Source organism: Micromonospora sp. NPDC005324, from assembly GCF_040607155.1.
In the GTDB taxonomy this organism is placed as follows: Bacteria; Actinomycetota; Actinomycetes; order Mycobacteriales; family Micromonosporaceae; genus Micromonospora; species Micromonospora trifolii.
Map to the genome: position 1 here is coordinate 214592 of NZ_JBEXGE010000004.1, position 16204 is coordinate 230795.

General features: G+C 70.9%; 15 protein-coding genes. 4 read left to right on the forward strand and 11 right to left on the reverse strand.

Features of this window, described 5'->3' with window-relative positions:
- Positions 1 to 14: 14 nt before the first annotated feature.
- The 8 genes from ABZS40_RS06125 to ABZS40_RS06160 form a co-directional block, all read right to left on the reverse strand.
- Positions 15 to 1010: an ABC transporter substrate-binding protein gene (locus tag ABZS40_RS06125; RefSeq protein WP_354942348.1), complete on the reverse strand. Its 996-nt coding sequence runs from the start codon at positions 1008 to 1010 to the stop codon at positions 15 to 17.
- A gap of 138 nt (positions 1011 to 1148) precedes the next feature.
- Complete coding sequence (locus ABZS40_RS06130) at positions 1149 to 1841, reverse strand: L-ribulose-5-phosphate 4-epimerase (protein ID WP_354942266.1); 693 nt, start codon at positions 1839 to 1841, stop codon at positions 1149 to 1151.
- Positions 1838 to 3520 carry a ribulokinase gene (araB, locus tag ABZS40_RS06135; RefSeq protein WP_354942267.1) on the reverse strand — a complete coding sequence of 561 codons (1683 nt, stop codon included), beginning with the start codon at positions 3518 to 3520 and terminating at the stop codon, positions 1838 to 1840. The genes ABZS40_RS06130 and araB overlap by 4 nt, the downstream gene beginning before the upstream one ends.
- A 598-nt stretch (positions 3521 to 4118) precedes the next feature.
- Positions 4119 to 4907 carry an ABC transporter permease gene (locus ABZS40_RS06140; protein WP_354942268.1) on the reverse strand — a complete coding sequence of 263 codons (789 nt, stop codon included), beginning with the start codon at positions 4905 to 4907 and terminating at the stop codon, positions 4119 to 4121.
- Positions 4904 to 5881 carry an ATP-binding cassette domain-containing protein gene (locus ABZS40_RS06145; protein ID WP_354942269.1) on the reverse strand — a complete coding sequence of 326 codons (978 nt, stop codon included), beginning with the start codon at positions 5879 to 5881 and terminating at the stop codon, positions 4904 to 4906. Before ABZS40_RS06145 ends, ABZS40_RS06140 begins: the two co-directional genes overlap by 4 nt.
- Positions 5882 to 5914: 33 nt before the next feature.
- A complete protein-coding gene (locus ABZS40_RS06150; protein WP_354942270.1) occupies positions 5915 to 6757 on the reverse strand; it encodes a DUF4097 family beta strand repeat-containing protein in 843 nt (280 codons plus the stop codon).
- 70 nt (positions 6758 to 6827) lie between these two features.
- Entirely contained in the window at positions 6828 to 7352 is a 525-nt protein-coding gene (locus tag ABZS40_RS06155; protein WP_354942271.1) for a hypothetical protein, read from the reverse strand.
- Positions 7353 to 7443: 91 nt separating this feature from the next.
- Positions 7444 to 8592: an FUSC family protein gene (locus ABZS40_RS06160; RefSeq protein WP_354942272.1), complete on the reverse strand. Its 1149-nt coding sequence runs from the start codon at positions 8590 to 8592 to the stop codon at positions 7444 to 7446.
- 286 nt (positions 8593 to 8878) lie between these two features.
- On the opposite strand from ABZS40_RS06160, the gene ABZS40_RS06165 reads away from it, so the two are divergent.
- Entirely contained in the window at positions 8879 to 11110 is a 2232-nt protein-coding gene (locus ABZS40_RS06165) for a hypothetical protein (protein ID WP_354942273.1), read from the forward strand.
- A gap of 9 nt (positions 11111 to 11119) precedes the next feature.
- Here the strand turns inward: ABZS40_RS06165 and ABZS40_RS06170 are convergent, their stop codons facing one another.
- Positions 11120 to 11899, reverse strand: a complete 780-nt coding sequence (locus ABZS40_RS06170; protein ID WP_354942274.1) for an SDR family oxidoreductase — start codon at positions 11897 to 11899, stop codon at positions 11120 to 11122.
- Positions 11900 to 11998: 99 nt separating this feature from the next.
- On the opposite strand from ABZS40_RS06170, the gene ABZS40_RS06175 reads away from it, so the two are divergent.
- Positions 11999 to 12637, forward strand: a complete 639-nt coding sequence (locus ABZS40_RS06175) for a methyltransferase domain-containing protein (RefSeq protein WP_354942275.1) — start codon at positions 11999 to 12001, stop codon at positions 12635 to 12637.
- A gap of 21 nt (positions 12638 to 12658) precedes the next feature.
- Here ABZS40_RS06175 and ABZS40_RS06180 read toward each other — a convergent pair whose 3' ends face one another.
- Positions 12659 to 13189 (reverse strand): adenylate kinase, encoded by a 531-nt coding sequence (locus tag ABZS40_RS06180; protein WP_354942276.1) that lies wholly within the window; start codon positions 13187 to 13189, stop codon positions 12659 to 12661.
- Between the two features lie 172 nt (positions 13190 to 13361).
- On the opposite strand from ABZS40_RS06180, the gene ABZS40_RS06185 reads away from it, so the two are divergent.
- Positions 13362 to 14549 carry an RNA ligase RtcB family protein gene (locus tag ABZS40_RS06185; protein WP_354942277.1) on the forward strand — a complete coding sequence of 396 codons (1188 nt, stop codon included), beginning with the start codon at positions 13362 to 13364 and terminating at the stop codon, positions 14547 to 14549.
- On the forward strand, positions 14546 to 15163 hold the full coding sequence (gene prfH, locus ABZS40_RS06190; protein WP_354942278.1) for a peptide chain release factor H: 618 nt from the start codon (positions 14546 to 14548) through the stop codon (positions 15161 to 15163). The genes ABZS40_RS06185 and prfH overlap by 4 nt, the downstream gene beginning before the upstream one ends.
- Positions 15164 to 15179: 16 nt before the next feature.
- Here prfH and ABZS40_RS06195 read toward each other — a convergent pair whose 3' ends face one another.
- Complete coding sequence (locus ABZS40_RS06195) at positions 15180 to 16085, reverse strand: alpha/beta hydrolase (RefSeq protein ID WP_354942279.1); 906 nt, start codon at positions 16083 to 16085, stop codon at positions 15180 to 15182.
- Between the last annotated feature and the right edge of the window lie 119 nt (positions 16086 to 16204).

Genomic DNA, 16204 nt, shown 5'->3' on the forward strand with positions numbered 1-16204 from the left:
GACCCCGTCGTCGATCAGTACTTACGGTTGGGCAGAGCTTCCTTGGCCTGCTCGGTCGTGAAGGTGGTCTCCTCGGTCTCGATCCGAGCAGGCACCTCCTCGCCGGCCTTGACCTTCTTGGCCAGGTCCATCAGCTGCGGGCCGAGCAGCGGGCTGCACTCCGCGATGAAGTTGAACTTCCCGTCGGCGAGAGCCTGCATGCCGTCCTTGACGGCGTCGATCGTGATGATGGTGATGTCCTTGCCGGGGACCTTGCCGGCAGCGGTGATCGCCTCGATCGCACCCAGACCCATGTCGTCGTTGTGCGCGAACAGCACGTCGATCTGCTTGTTGGCCTTGAGGAACTGCTCCATGACCTGCTTACCGCCGGCCCGGGTGAAGTCGCCAGTCTGAGAGGCGATGACCTTCAGGTTCGGGTTGGCGGCGATCGCCTCACCGAAGCCCTTCTTGCGGTCGTTCGCCGGCGCCGCGCCCGTGCTGCCCTGCAGCTCGACGATGTTCACCGGACCCGAGGCGGTCTTCTTCTGCTCGACCAGCCACTCGCCTGCGAGCCGGCCCTCCTTGATGAAGTCCGAGCCGAGGAAGGTCTTGTACAACGACTTGTCGGCCGAGTCCACCGAGCGGTCGGTCAGGATGACCGGGATCTTGGCGTCCTTGGCCTCCTTGAGCACGGTGTCCCACCCGGACTCCACCACCGGCGAGAAGGCGATCACGTCGACCTTCTGCTGGATGTAGTTGCGGATCGCCTTGATCTGGTTTTCCTGCTTCTGCTGCGCGTCGTCGAACTTCAGCTCGATTCCGGCCGCCGTGGCGGCCTCCTTGATCGAGATGGTGTTCGCGGTACGCCACCCGCTCTCCGCACCGACCTGCGAGAAGCCCATCGTGATCTTGCCGTCATCCTTGGTGCCGCCGCCGCCGGTGTCGCTGTTACCGCAGGCCGCAACGCTGCCGACGAGCAGCACGCTGGCGAGGACCGCGGCAGCGCGCCACGAAGCGGACTGCATTCGCATCTTTCCCATCGAATCTCCTTGGCTGGATGTGGTGGGTAACCGCGGCAGCCGCCGAGGTGCGCAGGAGCGGCGTACGCGGGTGGTGCGTGCTGGTGCGTCGTGGTGCAGACCGACGGGTCCTGGATGATCGGTGCAGGGTCAGGAACCTGCCGGTGCGACTGGTTGTTGACCGTAGACGTTCTGGTAACGGTCATAAAGAGCATCGATGTCTGCCTGGGCCATCGGGACCGGCTGCCCAAGGGTGTGGGCCAGGTGCGCGGTGCGGGCCACGTCCTCGCACATGACCGCCGCCTTGACCGCCGCGCGGGCGTCGCGGCCGATGGTGAACACGCCGTGGTTGCGCATCAACACCGCGGGCGAGCGGTGCCCGGCGAGCGTGGCGACGATGCCCTTGCCGATGTCGTCACCGCCGATCAGCGCGAACGGGCCGATGGGGATCTCCCCACCGAACTCGTCGGCCTGCGCGGTGAGGTGACAGGGGATCGACTCCCCACACGCGGCCCAGGCGGTCGCGTACGAGCTGTGCGTGTGCACGACCCCACCGACCTCGGGCATGGCCCGGTAGACGTAGGCGTGGGCCGCGGTGTCGCTGGACGGGGCGAAATCGCCCTCGACGAGAACGCCGTCGAGGTCGCACACCACCATCGTGGCCGCGGTGAGATCGTCGTAGCTCACCCCGCTCGGCTTGATCACCATCAGATCCTGGCCGGGGACCCGCGCGGAGACGTTGCCCGACGTCCAGGCGACCAGGTTGTACCGGGTCAGCTCGGCGTGCAGGCGGGCGACGGTCTCGCGCAGCTCGCTGATCTGTCGGGTCGCCTCGGCGTTCACGCCACCACCTCCAGCGGGGCCTCGTGGGTGGTCGCGGCGGTCTCGACCGCCGCGTTGCGAATCGCCCGCAGGCGGAGCATGACGTCATTGCCGCCACGACCGAAGTGGTCGTGCAGGGCCCGGTACTCGGCGTAGAGGGTGTCGTAGGCGCGGGCCCGCTCGGGGTTCGGGCGGTAGACGGCCTCGTGCACCCGACCCATCGCCTGCGACGCCTCGTGGATCGAGGGGAACTCACCGGCGGCGACGGCGGCGTGGATCGCCGAGCCCAGCGCCGGCCCCTGCGCCGAGGCGATGATGTTCAGCGGTCGCCTGGTCACGTCGGCGTAGATCTGCATCAGCAGCGCGTTGTTGGTGAGACCACCGGCGATCACCAGGTCGTTCACCGGGACTCCGGCGTCGACGAACGCCTCAATGATCATCCGGGTGCCGTACGCGGTGGACTCCAGCAGGGCACGGTAGATGTCCGCCGGCCGGGTGGCCAGGGTCATGCCGACGATCATCCCGCTGAGGTCGTGGTTGACCAGCAGGGAACGGTTGCCGTTCCACCAGTCCAGCGCGATCAGGCCGTGCGCGCCGACGGGCTGACTCGCGGCCAACTCGGTCAGGCGTTCGTGCGAGTCGATGCCGGCCGGGGCCGCGTGGTCGACGAACCAGCCGAAAATGTCGCCGACACCGCTCTGCCCAGCCTCGTAACCCCACGCGCCGGGGCTGATGCCGCCGTCCACCACACCGCACATGCCGGCCACCTCGGCGACCTCCGCGCCGTTGACGACGTGGCAGGTCGAGGTGCCCATGATGGCGACCAGCCGACCGGGCCGCACCGCCTGCGCGGACGCCGCGGTGACGTGCGCGTCGACGTTGCCGACGGCCACCGCGATCCCCTCCGGCAGGCCGGTCCAGACGGCGGCCTGGGCGGTGAGCGCGCCGGCCCGGGCGCCGAGGGGCAGCAACGGGCCGTCCAGCTTGGCCACGAAGTCGCCGAAGTTGGGGTTGAGCGCGGTCAGGAAGCCCTCGGAGGGGTAGTGACCGTCCTGCAGGATGCCCTTGTAGCCGGCCGTGCAGACGTTGCGGGTCTCGGTGCCGCAGAGCTGCCAGACGATCCAGTCGGCCGCCTCGATGAAGCGCTCGGCCCGGTCGTAGACCTCCGGGTCCTCCTCCAGGATCTGAAGGCCCTTGGCGTACTGCCACTCGGCGGAGATCTTGCCGCCGTACCGGCCGATCCACGGCTCGGCCCGCTCGTGGGCCAGCGTGTTGATCCGGTCGGCGTGCGGCTGCGCGGCGTGGTGCTTCCACAGCTTGACCCAGGCGTGCGGTCGGTCGCGCAGCTCGGGGGTCTCGCACAGCGGGGTGCCGTCGGCGAGCGTCGGCAGCACGGTGCAGGCGGTGAAGTCGATGCCGATGCCGACCACCGCCGCCGGGTCCACCCCCGCGGCGGACACCGCCGCCGGAACGGCGTACCGCAGCACGTCGCGGTAGTCCTGTGGGTTCTGCAGGGCCCAGTCCGGGGGCAGGGTTCGACCTCCCGGAAGCGCCGTGCTGATCACGCCATCGCCGTACTCGTGCACCGCGGTCCCCAACTCGGCACCATCGCCGACACGGACCACCAGAGCTCGCCCGGACAGGGTGCCGTAGTCGACACCGACGACGTAGCGGTCGTCAGCTCCGTCCACACGGTTCATGTTCACCTCCACCGTTAACGGGGATAGTGTTAACGCTCACATCCAGGCTCGTCAAGACATCTAGCCGCAACAGCTCCGTAACGGAACGCGAAAGGCGGACCGACTCGGGAGGGTAGATAGCGGACCGGTGCAAACCATTCGATTCCGGCGTCAACTGCGGCAGCCATCCGACGAATGGGGCCGGCGTCCGGAACGAGAACCGCCCGGAGACCCGTCGACAGGCGGCGCGATCGGTCCAGTGCGCCGCACATTGCGGCATCGCCGTCCGATACCGACCACTTCTCCCCCCGGCGATGATGGCAGCGATAACATTCCCGGAACGCCGCGGTCGCGTGCTCGGATCCGCCCGACAGCCATTGACGACCATGCGGACTCATGGCTGAGCGCTCCGGAGGGCGACCCGCCCGGCGCGAAGCCGGGCCGCAGCCCTGTGTTATCGATAACATTCAACGCCTTGGTGTGCCCGCGCCGCCCGGTCGTCCCGCGCGCCCGACGGAGCGTCGGGCGGCCCGAAAGCAGGAGAGCCGGCGGCCCGACCCCTGTGGGCCGAGCCGCCGGCTCTCCACCTGCGGAGGCGAGACCGAGCGCGCCGGTCGGATCAGGCCGCCCGGTTGCGGTTGTACAGGGCCTTGGCCCAGAAGAAGCAGCCCACGCTGATCACGGCGCACCAGACGACCGCGATGATCCCGTTGGCCCCGATGCCGGTGCCCAGCAGCAGGCCGCGCAGGGTCTCCATGACGGGCGTGAAGGGCTGGTAGTCCGCGAACAGCCGCACGGCGGTCGGCATGGAGTCGGTGGGGACGAACCCGCTGCCGAGGAACGGCAGGAGGATCAGCGGCATGGGAAGGTTGCTGGCCGTCTCGACACTGTCACTGACCAGACCGAGGGCGACGGACAGCCAGGTCAGCGCAAAGGTGATCATGGCGAGGACGCCGACTGCCGCGAGCCACTCGACCGCGTTGGCAGTGGGCCGGAACCCGACCAGCAGCGCCACGACGGTGACGGCCGCGAGGCTGAGCATGGTCTGGACCAGGCTGCCCAGCACGTGACCCGTCAGGACCGACGGTCGGAAGATCGACATCGTGCGGAACCGGGCGATGATCCCCTCGGTCATGTCCATCGCGACCGAGATGGCGGTGCCCTGCGCGGCGCTGACCACGGTGATGAGCAGGATGCCGGGGGTGACGTAGTTGGCGTACTGGGAGCGGTCTCCTGACGGACCGAGGCCGGCACCGAGCGTGCCGCCGAAGACGTAGACGAAGAGCAGCAGGATGATGATCGGGATGCCGATGAGCAGGAACGTCATCGACGGGTACCGCCGCATGTGCAGCAGGTTGCGCCGCAGCATGGTGCTCGAGTCGCGGACGGCGAGGGAGAGGGTGCTCATCGCGCGGGAGCCCTTTCGTGGTCGGGTCGGCTGGCCCGGGTGTCGGGCTGACCGGTGAGGGTGAGGAAGACGTCGTCGAGGTCGGGGGTGTGCACGGAGAGCGCCGCCACGCTGATCGAGGCGCGGTCGAGCTGGTCGAGCAGGGATCGCAGCGATCCGACCCCGCCGTCACTCGGCACCTGGAGGGTGAGCGCCGCGTCGTCCCGGGTGGCAGCCTCGAACGTCCGGGCCGCCGAGTCGAGCCCCTCCTGGTCGGCGAACTGCAACACGACGTGGCCGCCCGGGATGAGCCGCTTGAGCTCGCGCGGCGTGCCCTCGGCGATCAGCCGGCCGTGGTCGAGGAACGCCACCCGGTCGGCGAGCTGGTCGGCCTCCTCCAGGTACTGCGTGGTGAGCAGGATGGTCACGCCCTCGGCGGCCAGTGCGCGGATGATGTGCCACATGGCCCGGCGGCTGCGCGGGTCGAGGCCGGTGGTCGGCTCGTCGAGGAAGATGACGCGGGGCTCGCCGACCAGGGTCATCGCGAGGTCGAGCCGGCGACGCATGCCGCCGGAGTACGTCGACACCGGCTTGCCCGCCGCATCGGTCAGGTCGAACTGGTCGAGCAGGTCGGCGATCCGCCGCCGACCGGCGGCCCTGTCCAGGTGGCACAGGTCGGCCATCAGGGTCAGGTTCTCCCGACCGGTGAGCAGGTTGTCGACGGCGGAGAACTGGCCGGTGACGCCGATCAGCGCGCGTACCGCGTCGGGTTCCCGGGTCAGGTCGTGGCCGAAGACGCGGGCGTTACCGCCGTCGGCGTCGATCAGGGTGGAGAGGATCTGCACGGTGGTGGTCTTGCCGGCGCCGTTCGGACCGAGCAACGCGAAGATGGTGCCCTCGGTGATCATCAGGTCGATGCCGTCCAGCACGACCTTGTCGCCGTAGGACTTGCGCAGGTCGGTGGCGACGATCGCGGGGTTCATGGAGCTGGTCATGGTCTCCTCATCTGTGGTCGGCGGGGCGGTTGGTCAGGCGCGGCGGATCATGATGTCGCCGAAGGAGGTGTTCGCCCGGACCTCGACCGTCTCGTCGGTCTGCGCCGGGCTGTCGGTCGACTCCAGCGCGTTGTGCACGCGGCCGTGCTTGGAACTGACGTCGAGCCAGGCGGCGGTCCCGCGACGGATGCCGACCTCGATCGCGCCGTAGGAGGTCTGTACGTCGACCGCGCCGCGGGTGACCTCACCCAGCCGGAGGTTGCCGTAGGCGGTGCGCGCCGTCACCGAGGCCTGCGACGCGTCCACTGTGATGTCGCCGTAGGCCGTGTTGATCCGGACGTCGCCGGCGCTGCGGCCGATCCAGCAGTCGCCGGACGAGTTCTTGATCTCGGCGGTGCCGTCGACCGCGCCAATGCGCACCTTGCCGGACGACGCCTTCACCCGGGCGGAGCCCAGCACACGCTCCACAGCGACCTCGCCGTGGCTACTGTCGATCTCCAACGGCCCGGTCTCGTCGAGGCGGATGCCGCTGCCGGTCTTGATCCGACACTCGCCGAGCCGGCCCTCGCAGCGGAACGCCGCCCACGCCGCCTCGGCGTACACCCGCGACCCGGTCGGCACCTCGATCTGGACGTCGACCGACGGCCCGGGGCCGAACCCGTAGCGGCGCCAGCTTTTCGGCACCCGGATCACCAGCCGCCCGGCGGCGAACTCGACGGTGCTCTGTTCGGCGGCGCTCACGTCGGCCTTGCTCGACGGGTCTCGGGGCCGCACCGTCACCACCGTGTCGGTGCGGTCGCTCGCGGCGATCCAGGCATCGCCGATCGGCAGCTCGATCTGAACGGAGATCGGTTCTGGCGTTTCGAAAACAGGCATGGTGGTCTCCCGAAATGTGGTCGGCGAAGGTCGCCGCTGGTCGGCGGCGAGGTGGAAGGGGTACGGGAAGTTAGCGGGCCCAGCCGGTGAAGTGCTGGCCGGAGCGCGGCTCCGGCCGACGGGGTGGACGACGTTCCGTGTCGCCCGCCCCGATGGCACCGGCGACGGCACGCACCAGCCAGGCGTTGACCGAGAGCCCGGCGCGGCCGGCGGCGTCCTCGACGCTGGCCTTCAGGTGGTCGGGGAGCCGCAGGTTGATCCGTGAGGTGCCGCCCTCGTCACCGTCGGGCGCGGACACCGGCACCGACAGCGGTGGCGGGCCGCTGGGCTCGCTCACCACCTCGACGGGCAGGCTGGCCGGCGTCACCACGAAGTCGGGCTCGCGCCCGCGCAGCCGCACGTGCACCGAGCCCGGTGCGAGGTCACGGGTGATCTCGTCGGCCGCGTCCGACAGCGCTTCGAGCAGAGTGAGACGGGTGGCCGCCTCCAACTGCGCGAAGAGTCGTTCGGCCAGCGCCCGGGCCTCCGGGTCCACGCCCTCCGCGGCCACGGCGAACTCGTTACGCAGGTTTTCGACGTATGACCTCAGCTCCATGGCACCATCATGGCATCACTTTGGCTCACAGTGCAACAGTCATGGCTCAGGAAGGTGCCGCCGCGTGGCTCCGGCGGGGGTCAGCTGACTCTCAGACGTCGCCGAAGCCCCTCCGGACCAGGTGATTCGCGTCCTCCTGGCTCAGCCCGGAGGCGACCAGGAGGTCACTGACTGTCGTCCGGACCTGTGCCACCACCACCGCACCGGAGAAGCCGACGCCGTCCCGATAGGCGTGCCCGGCCGTCCGAACCGCCCGCAGCGCCTGCTCCCGTGCCCGGTTCGGCTCGTCGCCGGCGGCGAACTGCCGCTTCAGCAGGCGGACCGCCTCGGCGAGACCGGCCACCGCCGTCGGCAACGACCCCGGCACCGGCTCGCCGTCCTCGATGAGCGTCACCGATCGTCGGATCAGGGTGCCGCTGTTGCGCATCGCCCGGTCGATCGGCTCCGCCGCCTGCGCGTAGCGGCCCACCGGCCCGTGCCGTTGATGCCAGTACACCGGCGACAGGGTGCTCGCCTCCCGGGCGCCCTGGGTCGCCTCGACGAACGCCTTCAACCGGCCCGCGCTCTGCCGCAGCTCACCCCGGGCGGTACGGGCCCGAGCGGCATCCCGCTCGGTCAGCGCCTCGGCGGTGGCGTCGAGCTGGGACGCGAGGAGATCCAACGCCGGCCGCGCGGCCCGGTTGAGCACCCGCAGCGGGTTCAGCGGCAGCAACACGGCGGTGACCAGCAGCGCCACCCCTCCCCCGATGAGCGCGTCCACGAACCGGGGGATCTCCAGATCCCGGACGGTCGGGCTGAGCGTGGCGATCAGCACCGCCGTCGCCCCGGCCTGGATCACCACGGCCGCGCTACCGGCGAGGAAGAGCGCGACGACGATCGCCAGCACGACGATCAGGGCGAGCTGCCACCACCCGGTGCCGATCACCAGGAGCAGCGCGTCGCCGATCAGCACCCCGACGGTGACCCCGATGATCAGCTCGACGGTGCGACGCAACCGCTGGCCGACTGACGCGGCGAGCGTCGAGACGGCGGAGATCGGCGCGAAGACCGGCTGCGACACCTGTAGGAGCGAATGCGCCACGAACCAGGACAGCCCCGCGGCCAGGCCGGCCTGTAGGGCCAGGCCGCCGATGGTCCGAACGCGGCGGACCCGCTCGCGCAACGCGGCCACCACGCGGTCCCACCACCGAACGACTGTCGACGGGCCCGCGTCCGCTCCGCGCCGACCGGCAGCGACCATGGCGGCACCTACCCCGCCACGACCGGATCAATCCTCGCCCGGCGTGGCCCGGCCGTCCTCAGCGCGAGGCGAGCGCCTTCTCGGCGTACGCCCAGAGCCGGTCGACCGCAGCCGGGTGGGCCCTATCGGGGCGGTAGCGCCCCGGCCGGCCGGGATTGAGGGCGTCCGGATCGGGTAGACCCGGCTCTGCCGTCACCGCGGTCGGCGGCCCCGCGCGTGATGTCGGGCTCGCCGCGGGACAAGGGCTGCGAGACGCCTCGGGGGGACGTCGGATGGATCAGCGCGGTTGAGCGGGCCGGACGACTCCGGTGACGTCGTGGAGCTACGGGTGCACGGGGTCTCCGGCGCGAGCGCCGCACAGGTGCTGGACCTGCAACAGACAGCGCAGGTCGCCGGTGACCACAGTGGCGGGTTCTACCGGCCGCGCCCCCGGTACTCGGAGAGCACCGGCACGCACGGGGTGACGCTTGAGGCGTACCGCTGGGGTGACCTGCCCTCCGGGACCGTGGCCCGCACCCTGGCGGTGGTCTTCCTGCTCCCCTTCATGCTTGTCAACGTCGCGATCTGGATGCGCCCGGCGAACCCACGTTCCGAGGCGACGGTCAAGTCCCTGTGCCGGGTTCTGGCGCTCACGCTCACCGTGTTGTACGTGCTCGCCATCGCCGGCGTGGCCCTGGACCTCGTCGGCTGGAAGTGCCTGGCCTCGCCGGACTGCCTGGCGGGACGCAGTTGGTTGTCCTGGTTGGGTGGACAGCCGGTCGGCCTGCGGCTGGCGGTGCTCGCGCTGGTTCCGGCCGCCGCTGTCGGCCTGGTCTGGCGGGTCAGCTGCCGTCCGGAGCGGACGTTCGAGGCGTTTCGCGCACCCGATGAGGACATCGCCGCGTCCCGCCTCGGCACCCTCGGCCAGTGGGACGCCGAGCCACTGGTGGGCCGGTTGCGCGCCATCCACGTCGCCGCGGCCTTCGCGACGCTGGACCTCGCACTGCTCCTGGCCCGCGGCGCGAGTGGCGCTTCGGCGGCCACGATCGCGCTGACGGCGGTCACGGGGGTGATCCTGACGGGCTGCGTGGGGCTGCTCTGCACGCCGTCCCTGATCGACCGGGCCCCCGGCGACAAACGGCTCGACCGGGTCACCCGCATCCTCCGGACCGCTGCCATCATCCTGACCGTGGTCGTCGTGGCGCACGTGCTGACCAGTGCGCAACCCTGGCCTGAGGAGCGGGAACTCCCCGGCTACGACTCGACGCTGACCGGTCTGTTCGTGGCCCAGACGACGCTGCTGACCGCGCTGGGCGTGGTGCTGCTCTGGCAGCAGTGCCGGGAGCGCAGCGCCATCCCGCTGTTCGGGCTGGGCGCTCTCGTGGTCGCCGCCACAGGGATCAGCATGGCGGTGGCGTACTCGGCCGAACTGGTCGGCCGGGTGGCGGATTTCCTGGATCGCGACATGCCAACCGCGGAAGGCGTCGCCGCAGGCCCACCCCGAGCCTACGTGTGGGCGATCTACGGCTTCTTCCGCGCGGTGCTGATCACCGTGATCGTCGCCGGCCTCGTCATCCTGATCTCCCGTCGCGGTCGGCGGCGGGCCGCCGCGGCGATCGTCGCGCGCGACTTCCCGAACCCGCCGGCCGAGGCAGGGCCCCGACTGCGGCAGGTCCGAGACGCGATAGCCCGGGCTCGCTTCACCGAGAAACTGGTGCCGCTGGCAGTGGTCTACGGCTGCCTCGCCGGACTCGGTACGGCCACCACCACGATCGGCCTGCTCGGGCAGTTCCCAGGCGACGTCATCGAGCGGAACATCGGATTGCCGGCGACGGCGATCACGTTCGCCCTCGTGTTCGCTGGCTGGGTGGTCGCGGCGATCATCCTCGGCCTGATCATCGGCGGCATCTTCGCGTACCGGACCGAGCCGTACCGCCGGCACATCGGTGTGCTCTGGGACCTCGGCACGTTCTGGCCCCGGGCCGCCCACCCGTTCGCGCCGCCCTGCTACTCCGAGAGGGCCGTGCCGGAACTGGTCCGCCGGATCACCTACCTCGTCGAACGCGGCGACCGGGTGCTGCTCACCGGGCACAGCCACGGCTCGGTCCTGCTCGCCGCCACGGTGCTCCGGCTGCCGCCGCAGGTCGGCGACCGGGTCGCCCTGCTCACCCACGGATCCCCGCTGCGCCGCCTCTACGCACGGCTCTTCCCCGCGTACGTCGACGACTCGGCACTGCACGAGATCGGCCGGCGGGTGGGTTGGCGCTGGGTGAACCTGTGGCGCGACACCGACCCCATCGGTGGCTGGATCTTCTCTCCGAGCCCGTCACCCGCGTCGGTCAGCACCGGGAACCCGGCAACCGGAGTGGATCGCCGACAGGCTGATCCCTGCGGCCTGGTGGCGCCCCCCGGCGACAGCGTCGCCCCACCCATCCACGGGCACAGGCCGGGCGAGTCGGACGAGCCGTTCACCGAGGCGGTACAGGAGTTGGTGCAGCGCCTCGGCGGGCGGGCCGGCCCACCCGGGACATCGCGGTAGCGGTCCGGCTCAGTGTCCCCGGCCCGCCCGGGTACGCCAGTCGTCCAGGCCGGTGCCGGCGAGGCGGGCACCGTCGGCCGGGACGAGGGAGCGTTCGCCCAGCTTGGCGCCGAAGTACCGGGCGTCGGGGTCGGCCACCACCGAACGACGGTCCTGCTGGTCAGCGAGGAGGGAGCGGCCCAGTTCGTCGAGGCGGAACTGCTCCGGGCCGGCGACCTCGACCACGGAGTTCGTCGGCGCGCCGAGCGCGACCTCGGCCACCGCGGCCGCGACGTCGTCAGCGGCCATCGGCTGAATGAGCACCGGCGCGAGGTGCACGGTGTCGCCCTCCGTGGCGGTGTCGATGATGCCCTGGAGGAACTCGAAGAACTGGGTGGCGTGCACCACCGAGTACGGGAGTCCGGACGCGACGACGAGCTTCTCCTGGGCGACCTTCGCGCGCATGTACCCGCTGTCCGGGATCCGGTCGCACCCCACGATGGAGAGCGCCACGTAGTGGTTCACCCCGGCGTCCGACGCGGCGGCGAGGAGGGTCCGGGTCGAGGTCTCGAAGAACTCCAGTACGGCGGCGTCCTCGAACGACGGCGAGTTCGACACGTCGACGACGACCTCGGCGTCGGCGAGCGCGTCGGCCACTCCCTCGCCGGTCAGGGTGTTCACGCCGGTCTTCGGCGATGCCGGCACCGCCTCGTGGCCCTGGGCGCCGAGGCGGTCCACGAGCTTGGAACCGATGAGGCCGCTGCCCCCGATGACGACGATCTTCATGGCCGAACCACGTCCTGTCTGCATGCACTGGGTCGAATCGTGCTGCCACCCAGTAAGACGGAAAGCGTGCGCGGATGCAGGACAATCGCCGGAGAACAGTTCAACGGAGCTCAGGAGGTCGACGTGGCCACGGTGTCCCACCCGGTGTTCGCTCGGGTTTACGAGCGGCTCAGCGTCGCCATGGACCGCGCCGGCACGGCGGCGTTCCGGCGGGACCTGGTCGCCGGTCTGTCCGGCCGGGTGATCGAGATCGGTGCGGGCAACGGGCGAATGTTCGCCCACTACCCGCCGGGGGTGACCCAGGTCCTCGCTGTCGAGCCGGAGCGGCGTCTGCGTGCCGCTGCCGAGCGCGCCGCCTCGGCCTCGCCGGTGCCGGTCACTGTCGTCGACGGTCTGGCCGAGGCGCTGCCCGCCGGGGACGGCGAGTTCGACGCGGCGGTGGTGGCGTTGGTGTTGTGCACAGTGCCCGATCAGGCGAGCGCGTTGGCCGAGATCAGCCGGGTGCTGCGCCCCGGGGGCCAGGTGCGGTTCTTCGAACACGTGGCCGCCGAGGAGGCCACCGGTCTGCACCGCGCCCAACGACTCCTCGACGCCACACTGTGGCCGAGGCTCTTCGCCGGCTGCCACACCAACCGCGACACCGTCGCCGCCATCGGGGCGGCCGGGTTTGAGGTGGAGCAGCTGCGCAGGTTCCGTTTCCCGGCCACCAGCAACAGCCCCTCCTCCCCCTGCGTCCTCGGACGCGCGCTCAGGCCGGCCTGACACCGCCGTCGATCGCACCGCTCACCGGCGGGGCAGCCCGGCCAGCCAGACGTCCAGCTCCGCTGGGGAGCGCAGCAACACCACGGGCGGCGCGGACGGGTCGGCCTGCCAGGCCCGCATCCGCCGCCGGGCCCTGCCGAACGCGGTGACGTGCCACACCAGGATCGAGTCCGGGGACAGCACACTGCTCAGCGACTCGCGGTTGCCGTTGCAGATCACCTCGCCGGTGACCACCCGGTGGACGGTGCGGCGGAGCAACCGTCCGAACGAACGCCATCGTGGATAGTCCAGGCCGACGACCAGGTCGGCGCGGGCCATCGGGACGTCCCGCCAGCCGTGGTACGCCCCGTCGATGATCCAGCGGTCCCGTCGGCAGATTTCCTCGATCCGGCTGCGCTGCTGGGCGACCGGCACCTCGACCCAGCCCGGTTGCCAGAGCAGGTCGTCCACCGGATACCAGGTCAGTCCGAGATGGTCGGCCAATCGCGCCGCGAGGGTGGACTTGCCGGAGCCGTACACCCCGTAGACCAGGATGCGACGCGGTGCGCTCATCGCGGCAGCGTACGTCGTGAAGAAAAATCGGTTGTCGTGCCTGGCGCGCCTCGGCCAGAGTGTCATCCATGACGTACTGACGGACTCCACCCCCTGCTCCGCGCCACCGGTGACGCCTCCCGGGGGCCGTGACGCCGTCCGCTTTCACGTTCGCCGCCAGAGATGAGCCTCCTTGTCCCAGCACCACCTCCCTCGGGAGGCCCTGCCCCCGTCCGCCCCGGCCACCGTCACGGTGTTCGCCTCACCCGCGAGCTGGATCGAGTCCGATGCGCTCGCACAGTGCCAACAGGTCGCCGCCCTGGACGGCATGCGGCACGTCGCCGCGATGCCGGACCTGCATCCCGGCAAGGGCGCGCCCATCGGCGCGGCCATGGCGTCGACGGTGCTGTACCCGTTCCTGGTGGGCTCCGACATCGGCTGCGGCATCGCCGTGTTTCCGATCAAGCTCAAGCGGGCCGTACCGGAACGGCTCGCCGCCCGGTTCCCCGACCTCGACCAGGCGCTCGACCCGGTACGCGACGCCGACGACCCCGCCTGGGCCGCCGTCGACGGTGACGTCCCGGCCGGTCACCTGGACGGTCTCGGAACGGTGGGCCGGGGCAACCACTTCGTGGAGCTGGCCCGCGTCGACACCGTCTTCGACGTGCGGCACGCGGGCCGGCTCGGGCTGGACGCGGGCGATCTGGTGCTCATCGTGCACAGCGGTTCCCGTGGCCTGGGCGAGCGGATCCTCCGGGCGCACACCGAGGTCCACGGCGCCGGGGCGGCGCCCGACCCCGCCGCCTACCTGGGTATGCACGACGACGCCGTACGGTGGGGTTCGCTCAACCGCCGGGTGCTGGCCGCCCGGGTGGCGCACGCGCTGGGGGCCGAGCCCACCGCGCCGATCGTCGACCAGTGCCACAACCTGGTCGAGGTCCGGGACGGGGTCTACCTGCACCGCAAGGGCGCGGCGCCGGGTGACGGGCGCGATGTCCTGATCGCCGGTACCCGGGGAACGGCGTCCTACCTGGTGGCCGCGCACGCCGGGCCGGAGGCCAACCATTCGGTGGCCCACGGCGCCGGCCGCAAGATGTCGCGCGCCGACGCCCTGCGGCGGGGCCGGGCCAAGCACACGGTTGAGGAGCTACGCCGTACGCCGGTGGGGTCGCTGGTGGTGTGCGGTGACCGGCAGCTGCTCTTCGAGGAGGCGCCCACGGCGTACAAGCGCATCGAGCAGGTGATCGCCGACCTGGTCGAGCACCAACTGGCCACGCCGGTGGTCAGCACGACGCCAGTGGTCACCTACAAGACGCCCGACCTCGGGTCCGCCGCACGACCGGACCGGCGGGGCCACCGCGGCCGGCGAGGCCGGTCGTGACAGCGTTCCTGCTGTTGTCGGCCGGGCGTGGGCCTCAGGAGTGCGCCTGGGCACTGAGTCAACTGCTGCACCGGCTGCGCGGCGAGGGCGCCCGCCGAGGTTTGACGATCCAGCAGGTCGAGGCGGTGCCCGGTGACCGCGCCGGCACCTGCCGGTCGGTGCTGATCCGGATCTCCGGCGTCGACGCCGAGGCGTTCGCGGCCTCGTGGACCGGCACGCTGTGCTGGCAGGCCCCCAGCCCGTACCGGTCGGGCGTCGGCCGGAAGAACTGGTACGTCACCGCCCAGCCGCCCGAAAGCGACGCCCGGCCGACGACGTTCCGCGAGGCGGACGTCGACATCGTCGCCTGCCGCACCGGCGGGCCGGGTGGTCAGCACCGGAACAAGGCCAGCACTGCGGTACGCGCAACGCACCGCCCCTCGGGCCTGGTGGTCGTGGTGGACGAGGAGCGGCAGTTCAGCCTCAACCGCCGCATCGCCCTGGATCTGCTGCGCCACCGCATCGAGCAGGGCGACGAGGCGGCGCGACGTGCCGTCACCACCGCCCGGTGGCGCATCCACGACGAGCTGGTTCGCGGCGATCCGGTGCGGGTGGAACGTCCGACGCCCCGGTGACCGGGAGGCCAGCGGCTCAAACCTCCAGCACCGCGTCCGCGAACGCCTGCGGCGCCTCCTGCGGCAGGTTGTGCCCGACGCCGCCCCCGACGGTCCGGTGCTCGTACGGGCCGGTGAACTGCTTGGCGTAGACGGTGGGCTCGACGTGGGGCGCGCCGTTGGCGTCGCCTTCCATGGAGATGCTGGGCACCGTGATCTTCGGTTGCGTGGCCAGGCGCTTCTCGATCTCGTCGTACTGTGCCTCGCCGTCGGCGAGGGCCATCCGCCAGCGGTAGTTGTGGATGACGATGTCGACGTGGTCGGGGTTGTCGAACGATGCCGCGCTGCGGTCGTACGTCGCGTCGTCGAACGTCCACTTGGGCGATGCGCTGTGCCAGATCAGCTTGTTGAAGTCGCGCCGGTTCCTGTCGTAACCTTCCCGCCCTCGCTCGGTGGCGAAGTAGTACTGGTACCACCACGCCAACTCCGCCTTCGGCGGCAACGGCGCCTTACCGGATGCCTGGCTGGCGATCAGGTAGCCACTGACCGAGACCAGCCCTCGGCAGCGCTCCGGCCACAGGGCGGCAACGACATCTGCGGTCCGTGCGCCCCAGTCGAACCCGGCAAGCTTCGCGGTGTCGATCTTCAGGGCGTCCATCAGGGCGATCAGGTCGAGCCCCATGGCAGCTGGTTCGCCGTTTCGCATCGTGTCGTCGGAGAGGAACCGGGTCGTGCCGTAGCCCCTCAGGTACGGGACGACGACCCGCTGACCGGCCGCGGCGAGCAGCGGTACGACGTCGGCGAAGCTGTGGATGTCGTAGGGCCACCCGTGCAGGAGGATCACCGCGTCCCCGTCGGGCGGCCCGGCGTCCACATATCCGACGTTCAGGACTCCGGCGTCGACCTGTCGCAGGTCGGTGAACCCGCCAGCGGCCTCTGCCATCGACTTCTCCCCGCGTCCGGACCTGCTCGAATGTGCCGATCACGCCCGAATCTAACGACCTGCCCGGAGCCTGAACGCCGTTCAGACAAGGGCGGCTCGACGAATGCCGAACTGGGTAG